This window comes from Polaribacter sp. KT 15 (assembly GCF_900143115.1).
GTDB classification, from domain to species: Bacteria; Bacteroidota; Bacteroidia; order Flavobacteriales; family Flavobacteriaceae; genus Polaribacter; species Polaribacter marinaquae.
Genome location: NZ_LT670850.1, coordinates 2,458,460 through 2,482,062, shown reverse-complemented (window position 1 = coordinate 2,482,062; position 23,603 = coordinate 2,458,460). Strand labels below are relative to the sequence as shown.

Annotated in this window: 18 protein-coding genes; 15 read left to right on the top strand and 3 right to left on the bottom strand. The window is 29.0% G+C overall.

The window, feature by feature from the left end; genetic code table 11:
- Positions 1 to 3 precede the first annotated feature (3 nt).
- Positions 4 to 225, bottom strand: a complete 222-nt coding sequence (locus B5464_RS11135) for a PspC family transcriptional regulator (RefSeq protein ID WP_077808815.1) — start codon at positions 223 to 225, stop codon at positions 4 to 6.
- 173 nt (positions 226 to 398) lie between these two features.
- Between B5464_RS11135 and uvrA the strand changes: the two genes are divergently transcribed.
- The 5 genes from uvrA to B5464_RS11110 all read left to right on the top strand — a co-directional run bounded on the left by uvrA (position 399) and on the right by B5464_RS11110 (position 12,128).
- Complete coding sequence (gene uvrA, locus B5464_RS11130) at positions 399 to 3,221, top strand: excinuclease ABC subunit UvrA (protein WP_079738424.1); 2,823 nt, start codon at positions 399 to 401, stop codon at positions 3,219 to 3,221.
- Positions 3,222 to 3,271: 50 nt separating this feature from the next.
- Entirely contained in the window at positions 3,272 to 3,979 is a 708-nt protein-coding gene (locus B5464_RS11125) for a TIGR00730 family Rossman fold protein (protein ID WP_079738423.1), read from the top strand.
- Positions 3,980 to 4,040: 61 nt separating this feature from the next.
- Positions 4,041 to 6,824: an aminopeptidase gene (locus tag B5464_RS11120; RefSeq protein ID WP_079738422.1), complete on the top strand. Its 2,784-nt coding sequence runs from the start codon at positions 4,041 to 4,043 to the stop codon at positions 6,822 to 6,824.
- Positions 6,825 to 7,101: 277 nt separating this feature from the next.
- A complete protein-coding gene (locus B5464_RS11115) occupies positions 7,102 to 9,555 on the top strand; it encodes a thiamine pyrophosphate-dependent enzyme (protein ID WP_079738421.1) in 2,454 nt (817 codons plus the stop codon).
- 134 nt (positions 9,556 to 9,689) lie between these two features.
- Complete coding sequence (locus tag B5464_RS11110) at positions 9,690 to 12,128, top strand: zinc-dependent metalloprotease (RefSeq protein ID WP_079738420.1); 2,439 nt, start codon at positions 9,690 to 9,692, stop codon at positions 12,126 to 12,128.
- Between the two features lies 1 nt (position 12,129).
- On the opposite strand, the gene B5464_RS11105 is transcribed toward B5464_RS11110, so the two are convergent.
- Positions 12,130 to 13,404 (bottom strand): DUF2851 family protein, encoded by a 1,275-nt coding sequence (locus B5464_RS11105; RefSeq protein ID WP_079738419.1) that lies wholly within the window; start codon positions 13,402 to 13,404, stop codon positions 12,130 to 12,132.
- Positions 13,405 to 13,519: 115 nt separating this feature from the next.
- Here B5464_RS11105 and B5464_RS11100 point away from each other — a divergent pair, with 115 nt between their 5' ends.
- The 10 genes from B5464_RS11100 to B5464_RS11055 all read left to right on the top strand — a co-directional run bounded on the left by B5464_RS11100 (position 13,520) and on the right by B5464_RS11055 (position 22,124).
- Positions 13,520 to 14,152 (top strand): NAD(P)H-dependent oxidoreductase, encoded by a 633-nt coding sequence (locus tag B5464_RS11100; RefSeq protein ID WP_079738418.1) that lies wholly within the window; start codon positions 13,520 to 13,522, stop codon positions 14,150 to 14,152.
- A 27-nt stretch (positions 14,153 to 14,179) separates the two neighbouring features.
- Positions 14,180 to 15,640 (top strand): aminoacyl-histidine dipeptidase, encoded by a 1,461-nt coding sequence (locus tag B5464_RS11095; RefSeq protein ID WP_079738417.1) that lies wholly within the window; start codon positions 14,180 to 14,182, stop codon positions 15,638 to 15,640.
- A gap of 193 nt (positions 15,641 to 15,833) precedes the next feature.
- Positions 15,834 to 16,598, top strand: a complete 765-nt coding sequence (locus B5464_RS11090) for a ParA family protein (RefSeq protein ID WP_077808806.1) — start codon at positions 15,834 to 15,836, stop codon at positions 16,596 to 16,598.
- 1 nt (position 16,599) lies between these two features.
- A complete protein-coding gene (locus B5464_RS11085; protein ID WP_079738416.1) occupies positions 16,600 to 17,487 on the top strand; it encodes a ParB/RepB/Spo0J family partition protein in 888 nt (295 codons plus the stop codon).
- Positions 17,488 to 18,069 (top strand): DUF5683 domain-containing protein, encoded by a 582-nt coding sequence (locus B5464_RS11080; protein ID WP_077808802.1) that lies wholly within the window; start codon positions 17,488 to 17,490, stop codon positions 18,067 to 18,069.
- Between the two features lie 3 nt (positions 18,070 to 18,072).
- Positions 18,073 to 18,774 (top strand): 4-hydroxy-tetrahydrodipicolinate reductase, encoded by a 702-nt coding sequence (gene dapB, locus B5464_RS11075; RefSeq protein ID WP_079738415.1) that lies wholly within the window; start codon positions 18,073 to 18,075, stop codon positions 18,772 to 18,774.
- An 86-nt stretch (positions 18,775 to 18,860) separates the two neighbouring features.
- On the top strand, positions 18,861 to 20,564 hold the full coding sequence (gene lepB, locus B5464_RS11070; protein ID WP_079738414.1) for a signal peptidase I: 1,704 nt from the start codon (positions 18,861 to 18,863) through the stop codon (positions 20,562 to 20,564).
- Between the two features lies 1 nt (position 20,565).
- On the top strand, positions 20,566 to 21,168 hold the full coding sequence (locus tag B5464_RS11065; RefSeq protein WP_079739016.1) for a WbqC family protein: 603 nt from the start codon (positions 20,566 to 20,568) through the stop codon (positions 21,166 to 21,168).
- Positions 21,169 to 21,228: 60 nt separating this feature from the next.
- Positions 21,229 to 21,807, top strand: coding sequence for a Crp/Fnr family transcriptional regulator (locus tag B5464_RS11060; RefSeq protein ID WP_079738413.1), 579 nt, complete (start codon positions 21,229 to 21,231; stop codon positions 21,805 to 21,807).
- A 5-nt stretch (positions 21,808 to 21,812) separates the two neighbouring features.
- Entirely contained in the window at positions 21,813 to 22,124 is a 312-nt protein-coding gene (locus B5464_RS11055) for a DUF6122 family protein (RefSeq protein ID WP_079738412.1), read from the top strand.
- Here B5464_RS11055 and B5464_RS11050 read toward each other — a convergent pair.
- Positions 22,103 to 23,602: a lipopolysaccharide biosynthesis protein gene (locus B5464_RS11050; protein ID WP_079738411.1), complete on the bottom strand. Its 1,500-nt coding sequence runs from the start codon at positions 23,600 to 23,602 to the stop codon at positions 22,103 to 22,105. The two genes, B5464_RS11055 and B5464_RS11050, sit on opposite strands and share 22 nt — an antisense overlap.
- Position 23,603 lies beyond the last annotated feature (1 nt).

Sequence of the window (23,603 nt, the reverse complement as noted above, 5' to 3'; positions counted from 1 at the left end):
ATTTTACAAATCAAAAACCGAGCTTCTTTTGGTGTAAATCATATCTTTTAATTTTAAAATAAAAGCCATTGTTAAATACAAGCCAAAAGACAAACCTGCAGTAAAAAATGTAGCATAAATAAAGAATAAACGAACGTTTAATGCTCTCATCCCTAATCTATCTGCCAATCTAGAAAAGACTCCAAATCCATTTCTTTCAAAAAAATGACGTATACTGTCTATCATTATTTACCAAATTAAATATATCGCAAGATACTATTTTACATTTTTAAAAGGAAGATTTTTTATTTCTTAAACATCTTAAAACTAGTTAAAAAACATTTATAAAGGTTTTTAGATTGATTCTTAAATTAAATTTCTAATGATTAACTTTGCTTTTTTTGAAAAATAAGGCACATTTGAAAGACCAAGAATATATAGAAGTTTACGGAGCAAGGGCTCATAATTTAAAGAATATTGATGTAAAAATTCCTCGCGAAAAACTAGTAGTTATAACTGGTTTAAGTGGTAGCGGAAAATCTTCTTTAGCTTTTGATACTATTTATGCTGAAGGACAAAGGCGTTATATAGAGACTTTTTCTGCGTATGCCAGACAATTTTTAGGAGGATTAGAAAGACCCGATGTTGACAAAATTGATGGTTTATCACCCGTAATATCTATCGAACAAAAAACAACAAATAAAAGTCCGAGATCTACTGTTGGTACCATTACAGAAATTTATGATTTTTTAAGATTACTTTTTGCAAGAGCTGGTGAAGCATACTCATATAACACAGGCCAAAAAATGGTAAGTTATTCTGATGAGCAAATTAAAGATCTTATTTTAAAAGATTTTGATAACAAAAAAATTGCCGTTTTAGCACCTTTAATTAAATCTAGAAAAGGACATTATAGAGAATTATTCGAACAAATTTCTAAACAAGGTTTTTTAAGAGTTCGTGTAGATGGTAAAATTCAAGAAATTGAAAAAGGAATGAAGCTAGACAGATACAAAACTCATGATATTGAAGTTGTAATCGATCGTTTAGCCGTAAACAAATCCGTAGAGAAACGTTTAGATGAAACTATAAAAACAGCCTTATATTCTGGTAACAATATAATGATGGTTATTGATGTTGAAGATAATAACCCAAGATATTTTAGTAGAGAACTTATGTGTCCTACAACGGGTATTGCTTACCCAAATCCAGAACCAAACACTTTTTCTTTTAACTCACCTAAAGGTGCCTGTAATTCTTGTAACGGGTTAGGATTAACTAATGAAATTAATCTATCTAAAGTGATTCCGGATGATTCAATTTCTATAAAAAATGGTGGAATTGCTCCGCTTGGAGAACAAAAAAACAGTTGGATTTTTAAACAAATTCAAAATATTGCGGAACGTTATAAATTTAAACTAACAGACGCTATTAAAGACATTCCTAAAGAAGCATTAGATATTATTTTAAATGGTGGTAACGAATCTTTTGAAATAGAATCTAAAACTGTTGGAGTAAGAAGAAATTACAAAATCGATTTTGAAGGTATTGTCGCATTTATTGAAAACCAGTACAAGAGCGCAGAAAGTACTTCTATAAAAAGATGGGCAAAAGGTTTTATGGACGAAGTTACATGTTCTACTTGCCATGGTAAAAGATTAAAAAAAGAAGCTTTACATTTTAAAATTTTAAATAAAAACATTAGCGATTTAGCACAATTAGATGTTACAGAACTTGCTAAATGGTTTAAAACCATAGAAAAAGATTTAACTAAAAAACAGCTAAAAATAGCCTCTGAAATCTTAAAAGAAATAAGAACTAGAATTCAGTTTTTATTAGACGTTGGTTTAGACTATTTAACCTTAGACAGAACTTCTAAATCTTTATCTGGTGGAGAAGCGCAAAGAATTCGATTAGCTACTCAAATTGGTTCTCAGCTTGTTGGTGTTTTATATATTTTAGATGAACCAAGTATTGGTTTACACCAGAGAGATAATGAAAAATTAATAGATTCTTTAGTTAAACTTAGAGATATTGGTAATTCTGTGTTAGTTGTAGAACATGACCAAGATATGATTGAAAAAGCAGATTTTGTTTTTGATATTGGTCCAGGAGCAGGAAAACATGGTGGCGAAATTGTATCCGCAGGAACATTTAGTCAATTAAAAAAACAAAAAACACTTACAGCAGATTATATCACAGGAAGAAAAAAGATTGAAGTTCCTAAAAAAAGAAGAGAAGGTAACGGAAAAAAGATCAAGTTAAAAGGAGCAACAGGTAACAATTTAAAAAATGTATCTGTAGAATTTCCTTTAGGTAAAATGATTTGTGTTACCGGAGTTTCTGGAAGTGGAAAATCGACTTTAATCAACGAAACTTTATACCCAATTTTAAACGCTCATATTTACAGAGGTGTTAAAAAACCAATGCCTTATAAAAAAATTGAAGGTTTAGAACATATTGATAAAGTTATTGATATCGATCAATCTCCTATTGGTAGAACTCCCAGATCTAACCCAGCAACGTACACCAAAACTTTTGATGAAATTAGAAGTTTATTTGCAAAAACAGCTGAAGCTTCTATTAGAGGTTACAAACCTGGACGATTTTCTTTTAACGTTAAAGGTGGTAGATGCGAAACTTGCCAAGGTGGCGGAGTTAAAGTTATTGAGATGAACTTTTTACCAGACGTACAAGTAGAATGTGAAACTTGCCAAGGAAAACGTTTTAATAGAGAAACTTTAGAAATTAGATACAAAGGAAAATCTATTTCTGATGTTTTAGAAATGACTATAGAAGACGCAACAGAGTTTTTTATCAAAATTCCTAAAATCCACAGAAAGCTTAAAACCATTAAAGATGTTGGCTTAGGGTACATAACACTTGGGCAACAATCTACTACGCTTTCTGGTGGAGAAGCACAGAGAATAAAACTAGCATCAGAATTGTCTAAAAGAGACACTGGTAATACTTTTTATATTTTAGACGAACCCACAACCGGACTTCATTTTGAAGACATTAGAGTGCTAATGGAAGTTTTAAATAAACTAGCAGATAAAGGTAATACCGTTTTAATTATAGAACATAATTTAGATGTTGTAAAATTAGCAGATTACATTATTGATGTTGGTATGGAAGGCGGTAAAAAAGGTGGTAAAATTTTAACTACTGGTACACCAGAAGAAATTGCAAAACATAAAACTAGTTACACCGCCAAATTCTTAAAAAAATTACTAATTTAGCAGGCTTTTCTTTTTTAAAAGCATGATACAATAAATAAAATATACTTAAAATGACAAATGACGATAGAAAAATAAAAGAAAAACTACAAACTAAAACTTGGAACGAAATTAAAACAAACGATTCTTGGGCTATATTTAAAATCATGGCAGAGTTTGTAGAAGGATACGAAAAATTAAGTAAAATTGGTCCTTGTGTTTCTATTTTTGGTTCTGCAAGAACAAAAACAGATCATCCATATTACAAATTAGCAGAAGAAATTGGTTTTCAATTAACGCAAGCAGGTTTTGGTGTTATTACTGGTGGTGGACCAGGTATTATGGAAGCTGGTAATAAAGGAGCAAACAGAGGTAAAGGACTTTCTGTTGGTCTAAATATCGAATTACCTTTCGAACAACATGACAATCCTTGGATTGATCCAGGAAAAAGTTTAGACTTCGATTATTTCTTTGTGCGTAAAGTTATGTTTGTAAAGTATTCGCAAGGTTTTGTAGTGATGCCTGGTGGATTCGGAACTTTAGATGAACTTTTTGAAGCAATTACACTTATACAAACTAAAAAAATAGGCCGTTTTCCAATTGTACTTGTTGGTTCTAAATTTTGGGGCGGATTATTAGACTGGATAAAAAACACACTAATTACTGAAAAAAATATTGGTTTAGAAGATTTAAGCCTATTTAGAGTGGTAGACACTGCAGAAGAAGCTGTTGAACACTTTAATAAATTTTACGCAAAATACCAGCTTAAACCAAACTTCTAAAATTAATTAAAGATTTATTAGTTTACCTTTATTGAAAAAACAAGTTTACATACTATTTTTCATGCTACTTTATAGTGGCTTTAACTTAGCACAACAAAATGCGATTAATATTAAAGCCACTTTAAATGTAGAAGAAGATAAATTAATGATTCAGCAAGAAATTGTTTATACAAACACTTCTAATCAAGAATTAAATCACATATTTCTTCACAATTGGGGTAACGCATTTAAAGATCGAAAAACTCCACTTTCAAAACGTTTTATTCAAGATTTTAGAAAAGACTTATATTTTGCAAATCAAAAAGATTTAGGTTTTTCAGACATCAAAAACATTACAATAAATTTTAATAATATTGTTTATAATGAGTTAGAAAACAAAGAAGATATCTTACAGCTATTTCTTAATAAACCATTAAAACCGAAAGAAACTACAAGAATTAATGTTACTTATATTTTAAAAATTCCGAACTCTAAATTTACAGGTTATGGTAAATATAATAACGGATACAGATTAAGATATTGGTATTTAACACCTGCAATTTATAAAGATGGATGGCAGTTAATGAGTAACTTAAATCTTAACGATTTATTTGAAGATTACACCACTTTTAACATTCAGTTTAAATTACCAAATTACCTTAACTTAACAAGTAGTTTAAAACAACAAAAACCAAATATCGATAGCGTTTTTACTACTTACAACCTTTATGGTAAAAACCAAAAAGATGTTATTTTAGACATCCAAAGAAAAAATACTTTTAAAAAATTTCATACAGATAGTCATGAAATTCAAACTGATATTTTACAGGAAGATTTCAACGAAAATATCACAAAAGTAATCTTAAATAGAGAGCTAAGTTTTTTAACGTCATATTTAGGAGTTTTACCTACTGATAAAATTTTTATTGATGAAGTAATGCGTAAACAAAATCCTATTTACGGATTGACGCAATTACCTAATTTTATTAGACCTTTTTCTGATGTTTTTAAACAAGATTTAACCTTATTTAAAGTTTTATCAAAAAAATATTTACAACAAACTCTGCTAATTAATGAAAGAAAAGATTATTGGTTAATAGATGGCTTGCAAAATTATTTGATGATTGAGTATGTAAATAAATTTTATCCAGAAATTAAACTTTTAGGAAAAGCATCTAACTCTTGGTTTTTAAAAAGATTTAATATTTCTAAACTTCAGTTTAACGAAAAATATCCATTTGTATATCAATTTACTGCCAGACGATTTTTAGATCAAGCATTAAATACTCCTGCAGATTCTTTATCGAACTTTAACAGAAGAATAGTAAGCAAATATAAAGCTGGTTTAGGTTTTACCTATTTAAAAGGTTTTTTAAGTGAAGCTATTTTAAATAAAAGTATCAAAGAATTTTATCAAAAAAATAAACTTAAAGTTACTAACGATTCTGACTTTAAAAATATTCTAACTAAGAATACTTCAAAAGATATTTCATGGTTTTTTAAAGACTTTATAAAAACTAACAAAAAGATAGATTATACTATCGATAAAGTTAAAGAAACAAATGACAGCTTAAAAGTTACAATTAAAAATAAGAGAAATATTACGGCTCCTATTGCTTTATACGGAATAAAAAATAAAGAAATAAAATATAAAGAATGGTTTACTAACGTTTCTGACACACTTACCACTAGCCTTCCGAAAGGTAAATTTGACCAAATTGCTTTAAACTACGAAAATATTTATCCGGAATACAATACGTTAGATAATTATTACAACGTAAAGAGAAAATTATTTAACAAACCTTTAAAATTTTCTTTGATTAAAGATGTTAAAGCACCAAATTACAATCAGATTTTTTATCAACCTAGTTTTGGATATAATTTTTACGACGGATTAATTTTAGGCGTAAAACTACATAATAAGCCTATTATCAAAAGAAATTTAGAATTTAAAATTTCGCCAGGTTATGCAACCAGAAGTAAAATGATAAACGGTTCTTTTTCTGTAGCTTTTAATCAGTTTTTTGAAGAAACTAACATTTATAAAATTGCATATGGTATTGCCGGAAACACATTACAATATGCACCAGAATTATCTTACAGCTCTTTAATACCATATGTAGATATTCAATTTAAAAGAAAATCTTTAAGAGATGCAAGTACAGAAAATTTAAGAGCAAAAATTGTTCATATTAATAAAGAAATTTCTCCGCTAGAAACAAAAACAGATCAAGATAATTACAATGTATTTAGTTTAAGCTATAATTATATCAATCCTGATATAATTGATGAAACTAGGTATAGTTTTACAGGAGAAGTTGCAAAAAATTTCTCTAAGATTTCTGCAGATTATAGGTTTAGAAAGCTAACAACATCAGACACTCAGTTAGATTTTAGAGTTTTTGCGGGCGTATTTCTTCATAATAAATCTGAAGGAGATTATTTTAGTTTTGGTTTAGATAGAGCTAACGACTATTTATTTGAATTAAATTACTACGGTAGATCAGAAAGTTCTGGTATTTTTAGCCAACAATATATTATTACAGAAGGTGGTTTTAAGTCTGTTTTACCGACAAGATTTGCAAATCAATATATGTTATCTCTAAACTCTAGCATTGGTTTATGGAGATGGGTAGAGTTTTATAATGATGTTGCTTTCCTTAAAAATAAAAACCAATATTTATTTTTTGGTTATGAAAACGGAATCCGTTTAAACTTTATTCATAATATTTTTGAAATCTATTTACCGCTATACTCTAATAACGGTTGGGAGGTTTCTCAAGAAGCGTATCCTCAAAAAATTAGATTTACTTTTACAGGCGATTTAGGTTCTATTTACAATTTCTTTAGACGAGGATTTTTGTAAAAACCAATTCTAGCTTCCTCTAATTTTAAAACAACTTTAACACACATTTTTCTTTACTTAAGCACTTAAGAATGTTTAATTAAATTTTAGGTTATTCTATAATAATCTTCATTTACTTCTATTTCGTACAGATTTTTAAAATAAATCTATAAAATTTAATTATTCGTAAAATTTTAAACTAAAAACATTAATTTGTTGATAAATTACTAAATAAATAAGAAATTTTTAAATATCAACTAAAATGACTACTTTTGCAAAAGTATAATTCAAGAAAAATATGGCTCAGAAAACACTTACTCAAGATACAAAAGAACTTTCTTTTAAAGATTTTAAAGCAGAAGTTTTAAACGACTATAAAATTGCTAAAATTAGTAGAGAATGTAGTTTACTTGGTCGAAGAGAAGTTTTAACTGGTAAAGCTAAATTCGGAATTTTTGGTGACGGTAAAGAAGTGCCTCAATTAGCCTTAGCAAAAGCCTTTAAAAAAGGAGATTTTAGATCTGGTTATTACAGAGATCAAACTTTTATGATGGCAATTGGCGAATTAACTGCACAACAGTTTTTTGCTGGCTTATATGCTCATACAGATATCGATATAGAACCAATGTCTGCTGGTAGACAAATGGGTGGTCATTTTGCCACACATAGTTTAAATGAAGATGGTAGCTGGAAAAACCTAACAGAACAATACAACTCTAGTTCAGATATTTCTCCTACTGCAGGTCAAATGCCTCGTTTATTAGGTTTAGCGCAAGCTTCTAAAATCTATAGAAACGAAAAAAGTGTACAACACAAAACCAACTTTTCTAAAAATGGTAATGAAATTGCTTGGGGTACAATAGGTAACGCAAGTACAAGTGAAGGTTTATTTTTCGAAACAATTAATGCTGCAGGTGTTTTACAAGTACCAATGGTTATGAGTGTTTGGGATGATGAATACGGAATTTCTGTTCACGCAAAACATCAAACTACAAAAGAAAGTATTTCTGAAATCTTAAAAGGTTTTCAAAGAGACAACGATGCCAATGGTTATGAAATCTTTGTAGTAAATGGTTGGGATTATGTAAAATTAATAGACACTTACAATAAAGCGGCTAAAATTTCTAGAGAAGAACATGTACCTGTTTTAATTCATGTTAAAGAATTAACACAACCTCAAGGGCACTCTACATCTGGTTCTCACGAGAGATATAAAGGAAAAGAAAGATTACAGTGGGAAAAAGAGCACGACTGTATTGCTAAAATGAGAAAATGGATTTTAGATTTTGAATTAGAAACAGAAAACGGAGAAACTTTGCGTTTTGTAGATTCTGAAGCCGATTTAATCATTCTAGAAAAAGAAGCTAAAAAAACAGTTACTACTGCAAAAAGAAATGCATGGAACGCTTATAACAATGAATTAATTGCAGAAGTAAAAATTGCGGCAAATCTACTAGACAGAGTTGCTAAAAAAAGTAAAAACAGCGCGTTTATTACAAAATATAAAAACGATTTAGAAAAACTAGTAGAACCAATTAGAAAAGATATTTTAATTGCAACTAGAAAAACACTTCGTTATTTAAAGGATGAAGAATTTTCTGAGAAAATAGAACTTCAAAACTTTATTAAAAAAACGATTGAGGCAGCAGCTTATAAATATTCTTCTTATTTATATAGCGAAAGTAATTACAGTGCTTTAAATGTAAGCGCTAAAAAACCTGTTTATGCTCAAAAACAAAACTTGGTAGATGCAAGAATTGTAATGAGAGATAATTTTGATGCAATTTTAAAGAAGCATCCAGAAGTTGTAATTTTTGGTGAAGACGCTGGTTTTATTGGTGATGTAAATCAAGGATTAGAAGGTTTACAAGAAAAATACGGCGATATTAGAATTTCTGATACAGGAATTAGAGAAGCTACAATTATAGGACAAGGTATTGGATTAGCAATGCGTGGTTTAAGACCAATTGCAGAAATACAATATTTAGATTACTTATTGTATGCTTTACAAATTATGAGTGATGATTTAGCAACATTACATTATAGAAGTTTTGGTAAACAAAAAGCACCCTTAATTATTAGAACTCGTGGTCATAGATTAGAAGGTATTTGGCACGCAGGTTCACCAATGGGTGGTATTATTAATAACGTTAGAGGAATGCATGTTTTAGTTCCTAGAAACATGACTAAAGCTGCCGGTTTTTACAACACTTTACTAGAAGGAGACGAACCTGCTTTAGTGGTAGAATGTTTAAACGGTTATAGATTAAAAGAAGAATTACCTATAAATTTAGCAGAATTTAAAACACCTATTGGTTATATAGAAACTGTTAAAGAAGGTACAGATATTACAGTTGTTTCTTACGGATCTACTTTAAGAATTGTGCAAGAAACAGCTATCGAATTACAACAAGTAGGTATTAACATAGAAATTATTGATGCACAAAGCTTGTTACCTTTTGATTTAAATTCTGATTGTGTTAAAAGTCTTGCTAAAACTAACAAATTATTAGTAGTTGATGAAGATGTACCAGGTGGAGCATCTGCTTATATATTGCAAGAAATTTTAGAAAAACAAAACGGATATCAATATTTAGATAGCAAACCAGCTACATTGGCATCTAAACCACATAGACCTGCTTATGGTACAGACGGAGATTATTTCTCTAAACCTTCTGCAGAAGATATTTTTGAAAAGATTTATGATATTATGCACGAATCGAATCCAAAGAAATTTAAAAGTTTGTATTAAAAAAATTTTTCTTATCATATTTATGAAAACCTCAAAAAACTACTGTTTTTTGAGGTTCTTTTTTAACAGAAATATAAGAATCTGCTTCAGCTAATTTTAATAATTTAGTAGATTAAATAATTAACCAATCTATTATGAAAAAAATAATTTTATTTTCATTAGTTACTTCACTCCTTTTCACATCCGATTTATTTAGTCAAAGTGGTCGAATTAAATTAAAGAAGAAAAATAAAACTGAAAAAAACACAGAAACCAAAGCTCCTAAAAAAAGTAAAACTCCTAAATATTCAGACTTTGTAAAAAAAAGCACAAAGACTGACGATGGTTTGTTTAAAGTACATGAAAATAAAGATAAATTTCTTTATGAAATTCCTAATTCTTATTTAGGTAAAGAAATGTTATTAGTTACTAGAATTAAAGAAATTCCTGCTAATTTAGGTGGTGGTTATGTAAATGCTGGTTCTAAAATTAACACACAAGTTATTGTTTGGGAAAAATATAAAAACAAAATCTTATTAAAAGTAAAATCTTACAATGCTATTGCAGAAGATAATTTACCTATTTACAAATCTGTAAAAGCAAATAATTTAGAACCAATAATTTATGCTTTTGATGTAAAATCTCAAAACATAGACTCTACTGCAGTTTTAGTAGACGTTACTAAGTTTTTCTCTACAGATATTAAAGCAATTTCTGGCTTACCATCATATTACAGAAAAAACTACAAAGTTAGAAGGTTAGATGCTTCTAGAAGCTTTATCAGTAGCATTAAAAGCTACCCAAAAAACATAGAGGTAATTCAAGATTTTACATTTGATGCTGATGCACCGCCAAGTAATAGAAATACAAATACGATTTCTATGCGAATTAATCAATCGATGATTTTATTACCAGAAGAACCAATGATGTCGAGAGTTTACGACAAAAGAGTTGGTTATTTTACAATTGGTAATGTAGATTATAGTTCTGAAGCCTTAAAAGCAGACAGCAAAAGATACATAAGAAGATGGAGGTTAGAACCAAAAGATGAAGCTGCTTATAATAGAGGAGAATTAGTAGAACCAATTAAACCGATTGTTTATTATTTAGACCCTGCAACACCAGAAAAACTAAGAAAATATATAAAACAAGGTGTAGATGATTGGCAAAAAGTTTTTGAAACTGCTGGTTTTAAAAATGCAATTATGGCAAAAATGCCTCCAACAAAAGAAGAAGACCCAGAATTTAGTATGGAAGATATTCGTTATTCTTCTATTAGATACGTGGCAAGTACAACTCGAAATGCAACGGGACCAAGTGTTTCTGACCCAAGATCTGGTGAAATTTTAGAAAGTGATGTTATTTGGTACCACAATCATTTACGTTCTTACAGAAACAGATACTTACTAGAAACTGGTGCTGCGAATCCTTCTGCGAGAACTTTAGACACACCAGATGAAGAAATTGGCGACATGATGCGCATGGTAATTGCTCATGAAGTTGGTCATGCTTTAGGTTTACCACACAACATGGCTGCTAGTTATGCATACCCAACAGACTCTTTAAGATCTGGTGATTTTACTCAAAAAAACGGAATTGCAGCAACAATTATGGATTACGCAAGATATAATTATGTTGCTCAACCAGGTGATAAAAACATACGTTTTATTAGACAACTTGGTCCTTACGATCATTATGCAATTAACTGGGGTTACAGAAAAATACCAAATGTTACTTCACCAGAACAAGAAGTTAAAACTTTAGACAAATGGATTGAAGAAAAAGGAAATGACCCAATTTATCGATTTGGTGGCCAGCGTTTTGATCCATCTGCACAAACAGAAGGAATTGGTAACGATCAAGTTAAATCTAGTACATACGGAGTAAAAAACTTAAAAATTGTTGCTAAAAATTTACCTAATTGGACTTCTAATCAAACAAATAATTACGAAGATTTAAATGAATTATATGGTGAATTACTAAGTGTTTGGGGGCGTTATGTTGGTCATGTTACTGGTAATATTGGTGGAGTATACGAATTCAACAAAAAACCATCTCAACAAGGTGCTATTTATGTACCAGTTTCTAAAAACGTTCAAAAAGAATCTTTAAATTGGTTATTAAATAACGTATTTAAAACTCAGAATTGGTTACTTGATAAAAACATTCTTAATAAGATAGATGAAACAGGCTATACAGAAAAGTTAGGTCGTTATCAAGACAGAAATCTAGCAACATTATTAAATTATAGAACTTTAGAAAGAATGATTGAAGCAGAAGTTATTCAAGATAATTTCTATCCTGCATCAGACATGATAAGCGATTTACGTAAAGGAATATTTTCTGAAGCTAGAAGTACTAAAAACGTAGACTTACAAAGAAGAAAGCTTCAAAAATCTTTTATCAAAAGATTAGGTTCGTTAATGAGTGATAAATCTGCAACAAGTACAGATATTTCTTCAATTGTTAGAGGAGAATTAACAACATTAAAATACCAGTTAAACACTGCAAGTAAAAGAGCTATAAATAAAATATCTAAGTATCATTACAAAGATTTAATTGTAAATATTAACAACATTTTAGATCCAAAGTAATTTAACTTTTACTTAAAACATTTTTACCTATTGCGCATTCTAAACATCGTTTAAGTGCGCAATAGTTGTTTTTAAGCTCTAATAAAGCTTGAGAGTCGAATGCACTTTCAGAAGAAACTTTTAACTCTGTAAATTTAGAAATAATACTATTTTTTTCTGATTTAATTTCCCTTAAAATTTCTAAATAAGTTTCTTCATTTACTTCTCCTCTGCTCTTATGATACATAAACTTTAAAGGTATTATTGTATTGATAATCAATAAATCTATAAATGATTTGGTAAGTCGTTTAGAAGATTTTTTAGAAACGGATTCAAAATTATAATGTGTTTGCCAAAAATCAATCATATCAATTTTAAATAAATCATAAAAATCTGCAAGCGTATTTGATTCAATAATCTTAGAAAATAAATTTTTCCCTTTGTTTAATAATGCAACTAACTGTGCAATTCTTATGGTAGGAAAATTATTAGGACGCATTCTAAAAAAGGAAAACTGATTGTTTGATAAAGGTTTTAGATGGAATTTATGTTTTAAAAAAATATACTCTTCTTTTAAAAGCAAATAATAATTATGCTGAATGTCTTCTTCTAAAAAACCTGCTTGTCCAAAAAGTAACGCAGAAAACTGTGTAGAATTTGCACTTACTTTTTTTACAATCGAATAATCAATTGATTTTGCTAGAGCCAAAAACGCATCTCCATTAATTTTTAATCCGAAGTTTTTAGCTAATAATTGAAATAAAACCCCTTCAAAATTATTTTGCTCTACTTCTAAGAGAATTTTAATTTCTGATGATTTTCTTTCTAACCGCTCAAAAAACAAACGCTCTTTCCAATTATTGAAAGTAAACGAATCTATTTGTGATAAGTTTTTCTCACAAGGAATCCAATTTTTTCGAGACAATAGTAAACTCTTATAATTATCTAAAAGATTTTTATCTACAAAAGGTTTAAGAACCAAGGTGGGTATTGCTTTATTATTTTTCATATAAATCAAAGCATCGTTTTCCCAAACAACATGTAAAATTACAGCTTCATAATTTCTATCTAATTCATGATTATGCAAATACCAATCTGATGATTTCAAATGAATCTCTACATTACCTATCCAAGTTTGATCATCAATCTTTAAATGTGCATTTAAAAAATCGGGTCCTGCATTTTGATTATGCAAACCTGTTTTAAGAATCGAGAGCGTTTCGTTATTTACTGTGCACAATTTTACGCTAGAAAACATTTTATATTTCCAGACATAATGAAGAAAATCTTCATTCATAGTTTTTATTTTAAAAGTACAAAAAAATTGATACTTCTATAAATTTATATAATTAAGCAATTTTAAGAAAGCAAGATTAATGTCATATTTTTGTAAAATAAAATAAGCTTAAAACATGACTATTATAGATAATTTAAAATGGCGTTATGCAGTAAAAAAGTTTGATGCTAATAAAAAGCTAACAGAAGAACAAGTAAACACACTAAAAGAAGCTTTTAATTTAACAGCTACTTCTTATGGTTTACAACCTATAAAATTAATTGTAATTAATAATAAAGAAGTTCAAGAACAACTGCTTCCGTTTTCTTTTAATCAACAGCAAATTGTACAAGCCTCTCACCTATTTGTAATTTGCATACAAGATAATTACACTACAAAAGAAGTTACAGAATATTTCAACTTAGTAAAAAAAATCAGAAATACACCCGATGAAATTTTAAACCCGTTTAAAGATTTTTTAACGGCAGAAATTCAGAAAAAAACACAAGAAGAATTAGCTATTGCAAATAAAAATCAAGCTTACATTGCTTTAGGTAATTTACTAACAGTTTGTGCAAGTTTAAATATAGATTCTTGCCCTATGGAAGGTTTTATTCCTTCTAAATACGATGAAATTTTAGGATTGGAAAAACATAATTTAAAATCTGTTTTAGTGCTACCGGTTGGTTTTAGAGCAGAAGACGATTACATGAAAGATTTATTAAAAGTTAGGAAAAATCTAACAGAAAGTGTTATCGAAATCTCTTAAATTTACACTTTAAATTAAAACATTTTTATGAGCACAGAAGTTAGAAATTTAGCACCAAAAGAAGTTTGGAATATGTTTGCAGACCTTAACGCTGTTCCGCGTCCTTCAAAAAAAGAAGAACGTGTTATACAGTTTATGGTAGATTTTGGTAAAAAACTAAATTTAGAAACATTTGTAGATAAAGTTGGTAATGTAATTATCAATAAAAAAGCTACCAAAGGTTTAGAAGATAGAAAAACAGTGGTTTTACAAAGTCATTTAGATATGGTGCATCAAAAAAATGCAGCAACTAATTTCGATTTTGATTCTGAAGGAATTAAAATGATTGTTGATGGAGATTGGGTAAAAGCAGATGGCACAACACTTGGCGCAGATAATGGTCTAGGTGTTGCAGCAATAATGGCTGTTTTGGCTTCTACAGAAATTGAACATCCAAATATTGAAGCACTTTTTACAATTGATGAAGAAACCGGAATGACTGGTGCCATGGGTTTAGAAGGAAATATTTTAAAAGGTGATATTTTACTAAATTTAGATACAGAAGAAGATGATGAAATAGGAATGGGTTGTGCTGGTGGCGTAGATATTACCGCAACAAGAACGTATAAAGAAGAGGAAGTTCCAGAAAATTCAAATGCCTTTTCTATCACTGTAAATGGTTTAAATGGCGGGCATTCTGGTATGGATATTATCAAAGGTTTAGGTAATGCCAACAAAATAATGAACCGTTTATTATTTGACGGATTTACTAATTATGGTTTAAGAATATCAGAAATAAATGGTGGTAGTTTAAGAAATGCTATACCAAGAGAAAGTTTTGCTGTGGTTACTGTTGATGCAATTTCTAAAGAAGCTTTTTTATTTGAAAGCAACTTATTAATCAGTAATATTAAAAAAGAATTTGCAACTTTAGAACCAAATCTAAATATTGAAATCTCTGACACAAACTTACCTGAAAAGGTAATGGAATTGGGTGTGCAAGAAGGTTTTATAAAATCTATTTACACAGCTTTAAACGGAGTTTATAGAATGAGTCCAGATATTGAAGGTTTGGTAGAAACTTCTAATAATATTGCCAAAATTGTTGCAAAAGATGGCAATATTAAAATTAGTTGTTTAACAAGATCTTCATCAGAAACTAATAAATTAGATTTAGCAAATTCTTTAAAATCTGCTTTTGAATTGTCTGGATTTACAGTTGATTTTTCAGGAGAATATCCTGGATGGCAACCGAATGTAAATTCAGAAATTTTAGATATCGTTTCTAATTTATATGAAGAATTACATCAAGAAAAAGCAAATGTTGCTGCTTGTCATGCAGGTTTAGAATGCGGAATTTTAGGGCAAAATTATCCGGAAATGGATATGGTTTCTTTCGGACCAACAATTAGAGGCGCACATTCGCCAGACGAACGCGCAAGTATATCATCAACACAAAAATTCTGGAACTTTTTAATTGAAATATTAAAAAATACACCAAAAAAATAGCAGTTGTTTTCTGGTAAAAAACCGAAGGATTCCTTCGGTTTTTTATTACATCAATTTGTGTAAAAAGAAAATAAAAATAAATTTAATTAACTGATTATCAGTTTTTTAAAATTTTATTCATTTGTTAACATCTTTCACTTCTAAAAATCATAAAAAAATGTAATTTTACATTTAGATAAATCTATTTATTTTCATGGGTAAAATTATTGCAATAGCAAATCAAAAAGGTGGTGTTGGTAAAACAACTACCAGTGTAAATTTAGCAGCCTCTTTAGGTGTTTTAGAGAAAAAAGTTTTGTTGATAGATGCAGATCCGCAAGCAAATGCTTCTTCTGGTTTAGGTATAGATGTAGAAACTGTAGAAGGCGGAACATATCATGTTTTAGAGCACACTTTATCAGCTAAAGATGCGATTATTAAAACCGATTCGCCAAATGTAGATATTATACCTGCACATATAGATTTAGTAGCTATTGAAATAGAACTTGTAGATAAGCAAGAAAGAGAATACATGTTAAAAAAATCGTTAGAAGAAATTAAAGACGATTATGACTATATTTTAATAGATTGTGCACCATCTTTAGGGTTAATTACCTTAAACTCTTTAGTTGCTGCAAATTCTGTGATTATACCAATTCAATGTGAATATTTCGCACTAGAAGGTTTGGGTAAATTACTAAATACTGTAAAAAGTGTTCAGAATATACACAACCCAAGTTTAGATATAGAAGGTTTATTATTAACAATGTTCGATGCTCGTTTAAGGTTATCGAATCAAGTAGTAGATGAAGTAAGAAAACATTTTTCTTCTATGGTTTTTGATACAATTATTAGAAGAAATACACGTTTAGGTGAAGCACCAAGTTATGGTGAAAGCATTATTGCTTATGATGCAACAAGTAAAGGAGCTGTAAATTACTTAAATTTAGCTCAAGAATTATTAAAAAAGAATTCGTAAGATGGCAAAAGCGACTAAGAAACAAGCGTTAGGAAGAGGATTATCTGCTTTATTACAACAAGACACACCAAATGTAAATTCTGCATCAGATAAAAATGCCGACAAATTAGTTGGTAGTATTATCGAAATAGAATTAGATAAAATTGATGTTAACCCTTATCAACCAAGAACATATTTCGACGAAGAAGCTTTAAGAGAGCTTGCTAGTTCTATTAAAGAATTAGGTGTTATACAGCCTATTACTGTTAGAAAATTAGAAAGTAATAAATTTCAATTAGTTTCTGGTGAAAGAAGATTCAGAGCTTCTAAGTTAATAGGAAATAAAACGGTACCTGCTTACATTAGATTAGCAAATGACCAAGAAATGCTAGAAATGGCATTGGTAGAAAATATTCAGCGTAAAAACTTAGATCCAATAGAAGTTGCACTTTCTTACCAACGTTTAATTGACGAAATTCAATTAACACAAGAAGAATTAAGTACAAGAGTTGGTAAAAAAAGATCTACGGTAACTAACTATTTACGTTTATTAAAATTAGATCCAATATTACAAACAGGTATGAGAGATGGTTTTATCTCTATGGGACATGGTCGTGCAATGATTAATGTTGACAACACAGAAGATCAATTAGCCATTTATGAAAAAATTTTAAGAGAAAAACTTTCTGTAAGACAAACAGAAGATTTAGTAAAAAGCTTAAAATCTGGATTTATTGCTAAGCCTAAGAAAAAAACGGTACCAACTTTTGTAAAAAATAGCCTAAAGGATATTAGCGAATATTTTGGTCATAAAGTTGATGTTTCTGTTAGTGCAAACGGAAAAGGTAAAATTTCGATACCATTTCATTCTGAAGAAGATTTTAACCGAATAAAAAACTTATTAAAATAAGTGATCTCAAAAAAAATTATAATAACCATTTCTGTTTTGTTTTTTTCTTTTCATCTTTTTGCGCAAAAAGATTCAACAAAAGTTAAGACAAAACAGAATCTTATTATACAAGAAGGTGTTTATAAACCTTTAGCGCCAGCTAAAGCTGCTTTTTATTCTGCTATTTTTCCTGGTTTAGGTCAAATTTATAATAAAAAATATTGGAAAGCTCCATTAGTTTGGGGCGCCATAGCAACACCTACTTACTTTTATTTAAATAACAACAGCGAATATAAACGCTATAGAACCGCTTATAAACTTAGAAAATCTGGTTTTCAGGATGAGTTTACAAACGACTTAGGAGAAGTTACAGTATCTCTAGAAACCTTAGAAAGAGCGCAAGAACAATTAAGAGAAAATAGAGATTTATCTTTAATGTGGGGTGTAATTATTTATGTATTACAGATTGTAGAAGCTAGTGTAAATGCACATTTAATACAATTTAATACAGACGATAATTTATCATTAAAACCTTCATTTGTTCAAGATCCTATTTTATTTGATGCTCCTAAAGTTGGTTTTACACTAAAATATACTTTTTAAAAAATGAAAATTGCATTATTAGGCTACGGAAGAATGGGTAAGGAAATTGAAAAAATTGCAATTTCTAGAGGGCATGAAATCGTCATTAAAAAAGATGTCGATACAGAAATAGATATCACTTTAGCAGATGTGGCTATAGATTTTAGCATACCTAACTCTGCTTTTAATAATATTTCTAATTGTATCGAAAATAAAATACCTGTAATCTCTGGTACTACTGGTTGGTTAGACAAATACAACGATGCCGTTAAGTTATGTGAAGAAAAAAAAGGCGCTTTTATTTACGCTTCTAACTTTAGTTTAGGTGTAAATATCTTTTTTGAATTAAACAAACAACTGGCTAAAATGATGAGTAATTTAGAAGATTACAATATTTCTATGGAAGAAATTCATCATACAAAAAAATTAGACGCACCAAGTGGTACAGCAATTACTTTAGCAGAAGGAATTATAGAAAATTCTACTAAAAAAGATTGGGAATTAGACAAAACCACATCCGAAGAAAACATACCTATTGTTGCTAAAAGAATACCAGAAGTTCCTGGAACACATACTGTTTGGTACAATTCTGAAGTAGATTCTATCGAAATTAAGCACACTGCACACAGTAGACAAGGCTTTGCTTTAGGTGCTGTAGTAGCCGCAGAATGGATTCTTGGTAAAACAGGTGTTTTTAGCATGAAAGACGTGTTAAACATCAGTTAAAACCTGTAACAAAATTGATTTTTATCGCCTAATAAAAAAATTAAAATACAATCCTTTATCAATAAGGATTTTAAAATATAATTATTATGACTTTTACCCAATGGTTTATCTTTTTTCTTGTTGTACAAGTAATTCATTTTTTAGGAACTTGGAAATTATATGTAAAAGCAGGAAGAAAAGCTTGGGAAGCAGCAGTGCCTGTTTATAACGGAATTGTATTAATGCAAATAATAAATAGACCAAAATGGTGGGTTATTTTACTTTTTATTCCGATTGTAAATTTATTAATGTTTCCGGTTATATGGATTGAAACAATTCGTTCTTTTGGTTTTTTCAAAAAAATTGATTCGTTTTTAGTAATTATTACTTTAGGTCTTTATATATTCTATATAAATTACGCTACAGATGCAACTTATAATGAAGATAGAAGCCTAAAACCTAGATCTGAATTAGGTGAATGGGTAAGTTCTATTACTTTTGCCATTATTGCAGCAACACTTGTGCATACGTATTTTATGCAACCATTTACAATACCAACGTCTTCACTAGAAAAATCTTTATTAGTTGGAGATTATTTGTTTGTAAGTAAATTTCATTACGGAGCAAGAGTTCCATCAACAGTTATTGCGGCACCAATGGTACACGATTCTTTACCTTTGGTTGGTACAGCTTCATATTTAAAAAAACCTCAGCTTCCTTACACAAGGTTACCTGGTTTACAAAACATTAAAAATAACGACATTGTTTGTTTTAATTGGCCTACAGATTCATTAGCCACAATGTGGGGAGATACTTCTGGTAAATTCACCTATAAACCAGTAGATAAAAAAACAAATTATGTAAAACGAGCAGTAGGTATTGCTGGTGATTCTCTAGAACTAAGAGATGGTTATGTATACATAAATGGTAAGAAAAATGTACTTCCGTATAGAGCCAAAATACAATTTTATTATACGTATGAAGCAAAAACAGCTATAGACGCAAATAGTTTTCCTAAGTTTTTAATCAAAAAAGAAAAGACAGGTGTTTATAGAATTTTATCGGAATATTGGAACAATTCTAAAATACAAAAAGCAATTAAAGAAAACGGAAACTTAACTAAAATAAGCTCTGACTCTTTATATACAGAAGTTGCTGGAGGTATCAATCCTGATTTTGCCAGAAGACTTAAAATGGAATCTGTTGCAAATAAAATAAACATTAATTTAACAGAAGATGAAGTTGAAAGGTTAAGAAAGCAACCTCAAACTGTTGCTGTTACAAAAATTAATTATGGTGCAGATAATGCAATTTTTCCGCATGTAGAAAGTAATAATTGGAGTCAAGATAACTTCGGACCAATTTACATTCCTAAAGCTGGTGCTACCGTAAAGTTAGATGCAAAGTCTTTACCTTATTACGAGCAAATTATAAAAAATTACGAAAATAACGACTTGTCTTTTGTTGGAGACGATATTTTTATCAATGGTGAAAAAGCAGATTCGTACACATTTAAGCAAGATTACTACTGGTTAATGGGAGATAATAGACATAATTCTTTAGATGCTCGTTATTGGGGTTATGTTCCTTTTGATCATGTTTTAGGTAAACCTGTTATGATTTGGTGGAGTTGGGATGCAAATGCTGCAAGTTTTGGAGAAAAAATTAAATCGATTAGATGGAACAGGTTATTTACTACTGTTGGTGGTGACGGTGAGCCTGTATCGTATAGATATTTAGTATTTGCATTAATTGCAATTTACATTGGCTACAGTTATTTTAAAGGGAAGAAAAAAGCTGCTAAAAAATAAAATGGCTGTATTTATACCAACATACTTTTCTCCGATATCACAATATCGAGCTATTGTTAATGCAGAAATTGTTGTATTTGAAACAGAAGACAATTTTCAGAAACAAAGCTACAGAAACAGGTGTTATATTTTTAATACAAATGGTAAGCAACTTTTAAATATACCTGTAAAACATCCTGTAACATCTGGCAGAAAAAAAACAAAAGATACTATTATTGAAAGTGCTACAAATTGGCAAGACCAACACTTTAAATCTTTAAAAACTGCTTATAGGAATTCGCCTTTTTTTGAATTTTACATTGATGATTTAGTTCCGATATTCGAAAAAAAATATAAATTTTTACAGGATTTAAATTTTGATACATTCGATTTTATTACAGATGCATTGCAGCTAGAAATTGATTATGAGAAAAGTGAATCTTACATAGAATCAGAAGAAAATTTTGATTTTAGAAATTTAGCTGACGCAAAATTTACACCCAACATTCTTACAAACAAGTACATACAAATGTTTGATGATAAGCATGGTTTTATACCAAATTTATCAATTTTAGACTTATTATTTATGGAAGGACCTAACGCAATTAGTTTTTTAGAAAATTAGTTGTATCTTTGCAGACTCTAAAATAGTAAATTTACTTAAGCTATTTAGTGCCTCAAATTAATGAATAATTTAAAAAAAATACTGGATAAATTTTGTGTAATTTCTGAAGAATCACAAAATCTTATATTTTCTTTAGCCACAAATATTGAGCTTCGCAAAGGAGATTCTATATCTAAAGCTGGAGAAATATCAAAAAGTATTTATATTCTAGAAGAGGGTATTGCTAGATCTTTTTATGTAGATGAAAAAGGTAAAGAATATATAAGAAACCTATTTGTACCTGTTAGAGCAATTGGGCCTTTAGGTGCTTTAATTCTAAGAAAAAAATCTAAGTTTTCTTATGATTGTTTATCTCATTGTAAATTACAAGTTATTAATTACGATGATTTTATAGAATTAACTAAGCAAAATCTAGAAATTGGGAAATTATATTCTAAAATTCTTGAGAAAGTATTTCTAGAATTAGAAGCTAAAGTGTACGATTTATCTGTTTTAAATGCTACAGAAAGATATCTAAAAGTAAAAGCACAAATACCAAATATAGAGAACTTAATTCCACAATATCATATAGCTTCTTACTTAAATATAACACCTGTTCAATTAAGTAGAATTAGAAAAGGTTTGTATTCTAAAAAATAATTTTAATGATAAGCATTAAATTTATAGTTCATTACAGCTTACATTTTATTGTTCCGTTTTTATTTGCTTTTGTTTTCTTTAGAAAAAAATGGAAAACGGTTTACATTATTTTTTTACTTTCGATGCTTGTAGATTTAGACCATTTATTGGCAAATCCTATATTTCAAGAAAATAGATGTAGTATCAATTTTCATCCACTTCATAGATTTTTGGCAATGGCTTTTTATGTTGTTGGGCTATTTTTTAAGAAAACAAGAATCCTTTGTATTGCCTTGCTTTTTCATATGTTTACAGATTACTTAGACTGTTTATTGTAATATTTACCAAGTAAAATATCTAATTCCGGAGAAATATTAAATTTGAAAATTAATAATATATACATCGGTACAATTAAAATACTTTTCAAAATGATGTTAATAATTGGGTGAATAGGAAAATCCCATATATAAATATTATCAATCGGAAAATCCCAAAAATTAAAAGCAAAGTATAAAACAGCAATTATTACCAACATTTTTGCGGTTTTATTGGTAAAAGGAGTTATAGAGAATTTCTTTTTTACAAAGTATAGTTTAAATGTATTAGCGCAAAAAATTACTATTAAGGTAGAAAGTGCCAAACCATTTGTACCCATTTCAAACTCATAATAAAATAACTTATTTAAAGCGTAAACAGAAAGAGCCATAGCAATACCAACAGGTAGCGTAATTTTATAAAACTTAGAATTATTAATAATTGCACCATTATTACCTAAAAAACCATTGTACATTTTTAAAAATGAAATCATAAGCACTACGAGTCCGCCACCGGCATATTCTTTTGGTAATAAATTGAATAATTGTTGCACATTTGTATTGATTAAAACGAAGAAGAATCCGCTAATTAAAAGTAAATTGATAGAACTTTTTTTATACAAAGAGCCAACCTCTTTTTGGTTATCTTCATTTAATGTTTTAGATGTTAATGGCTGTAAAATATTTAACATTGCTCTACTTGGGGCTTCTATAAAAGATCCTATAAAAACAGCAACAGAATAATAAGCTGCGATTGCCAATGTTTCTTTACCCGGAATCATAAATTTATCAATATCTAAGATAATTGCACCAGCACTTCCCGCTAAAATTATGTACCCAGAAAATCGTAAAACTTCAATAAAATTTGCAGGTTTCTCAAATGTAAACTTTGGTACATAAAGTTTTAATGCATAAAACATCATTATAAACATTCTTAAAAAATACGCTGCAGTTAGGTAATAAATAAATTCTGGTTTGCTAATAAATTCAAAATAAACGGCAAAAAGTAACAACATTACTACTACTCTATTCCATAATTCTTTTAAAATATTACCAAAAACAGTTTGAAACTGAACTTTTGCCCACGAATAAAAAATCTCGAAATAAGCACAAGCCACTGCTATTAAATAAATTACAATTGTATAATCTTTTATAATAGGATTTTTTTTTGATAAATAATCTCCTATTTCTTGATAAAAAATATTACCAAAATAAGCTATTGGTATTGCAATTAATAATGGTAAAAAAACAACAGAAGATAGAAATTTATCTTTTTCTACTTTTGTGAAATAACTAGAGAAAAACTTTACAATTGTATGATGAATTCCTAATGCTATTAATGGCATTAAAAGGTTAGATGTAGATAATAGAAACGTAACTAAACCATAATACTCGTCTTCTAAAAACCTTGTGTACAAAAAAAGAGTATTAATACCACCAAAGGCAAAACCTAAGTATATAAAAAAAGTGTTTTTTAATGATTGTTTTAATACAATTCCCATT

What these genes read in the sequence shown, in the direction of transcription:
- B5464_RS11060 (WP_079738413.1), top strand. Translation starts at nt 21,229, where the DNA reads ATGAATAATTTAAAAAAAATACTGGATAAATTTTGTGTAATTTCTGAA.
- B5464_RS11120 (WP_079738422.1), top strand. Translation starts at nt 4,041, where the DNA reads ATGCTACTTTATAGTGGCTTTAACTTAGCACAACAAAATGCGATTAAT.
- B5464_RS11125 (WP_079738423.1), top strand. Translation starts at nt 3,272, where the DNA reads ATGACAAATGACGATAGAAAAATAAAAGAAAAACTACAAACTAAAACT.
- B5464_RS11050 (WP_079738411.1), bottom strand. Translation starts at nt 23,602, where the DNA reads ATGGGAATTGTATTAAAACAATCATTAAAAAACACTTTTTTTATATAC.
- B5464_RS11115 (WP_079738421.1), top strand. Translation starts at nt 7,102, where the DNA reads ATGGCTCAGAAAACACTTACTCAAGATACAAAAGAACTTTCTTTTAAA.
- B5464_RS11135 (WP_077808815.1), bottom strand. Translation starts at nt 225, where the DNA reads ATGATAGACAGTATACGTCATTTTTTTGAAAGAAATGGATTTGGAGTC.
- B5464_RS11100 (WP_079738418.1), top strand. Translation starts at nt 13,520, where the DNA reads ATGACTATTATAGATAATTTAAAATGGCGTTATGCAGTAAAAAAGTTT.
- B5464_RS11055 (WP_079738412.1), top strand. Translation starts at nt 21,813, where the DNA reads ATGATAAGCATTAAATTTATAGTTCATTACAGCTTACATTTTATTGTT.
- B5464_RS11085 (WP_079738416.1), top strand. Translation starts at nt 16,600, where the DNA reads ATGGCAAAAGCGACTAAGAAACAAGCGTTAGGAAGAGGATTATCTGCT.
- dapB (WP_079738415.1), top strand. Translation starts at nt 18,073, where the DNA reads ATGAAAATTGCATTATTAGGCTACGGAAGAATGGGTAAGGAAATTGAA.
- B5464_RS11110 (WP_079738420.1), top strand. Translation starts at nt 9,690, where the DNA reads ATGAAAAAAATAATTTTATTTTCATTAGTTACTTCACTCCTTTTCACA.
- B5464_RS11105 (WP_079738419.1), bottom strand. Translation starts at nt 13,404, where the DNA reads ATGAATGAAGATTTTCTTCATTATGTCTGGAAATATAAAATGTTTTCT.
- lepB (WP_079738414.1), top strand. Translation starts at nt 18,861, where the DNA reads ATGACTTTTACCCAATGGTTTATCTTTTTTCTTGTTGTACAAGTAATT.
- B5464_RS11065 (WP_079739016.1), top strand. Translation starts at nt 20,566, where the DNA reads ATGGCTGTATTTATACCAACATACTTTTCTCCGATATCACAATATCGA.
- B5464_RS11095 (WP_079738417.1), top strand. Translation starts at nt 14,180, where the DNA reads ATGAGCACAGAAGTTAGAAATTTAGCACCAAAAGAAGTTTGGAATATG.
- B5464_RS11090 (WP_077808806.1), top strand. Translation starts at nt 15,834, where the DNA reads ATGGGTAAAATTATTGCAATAGCAAATCAAAAAGGTGGTGTTGGTAAA.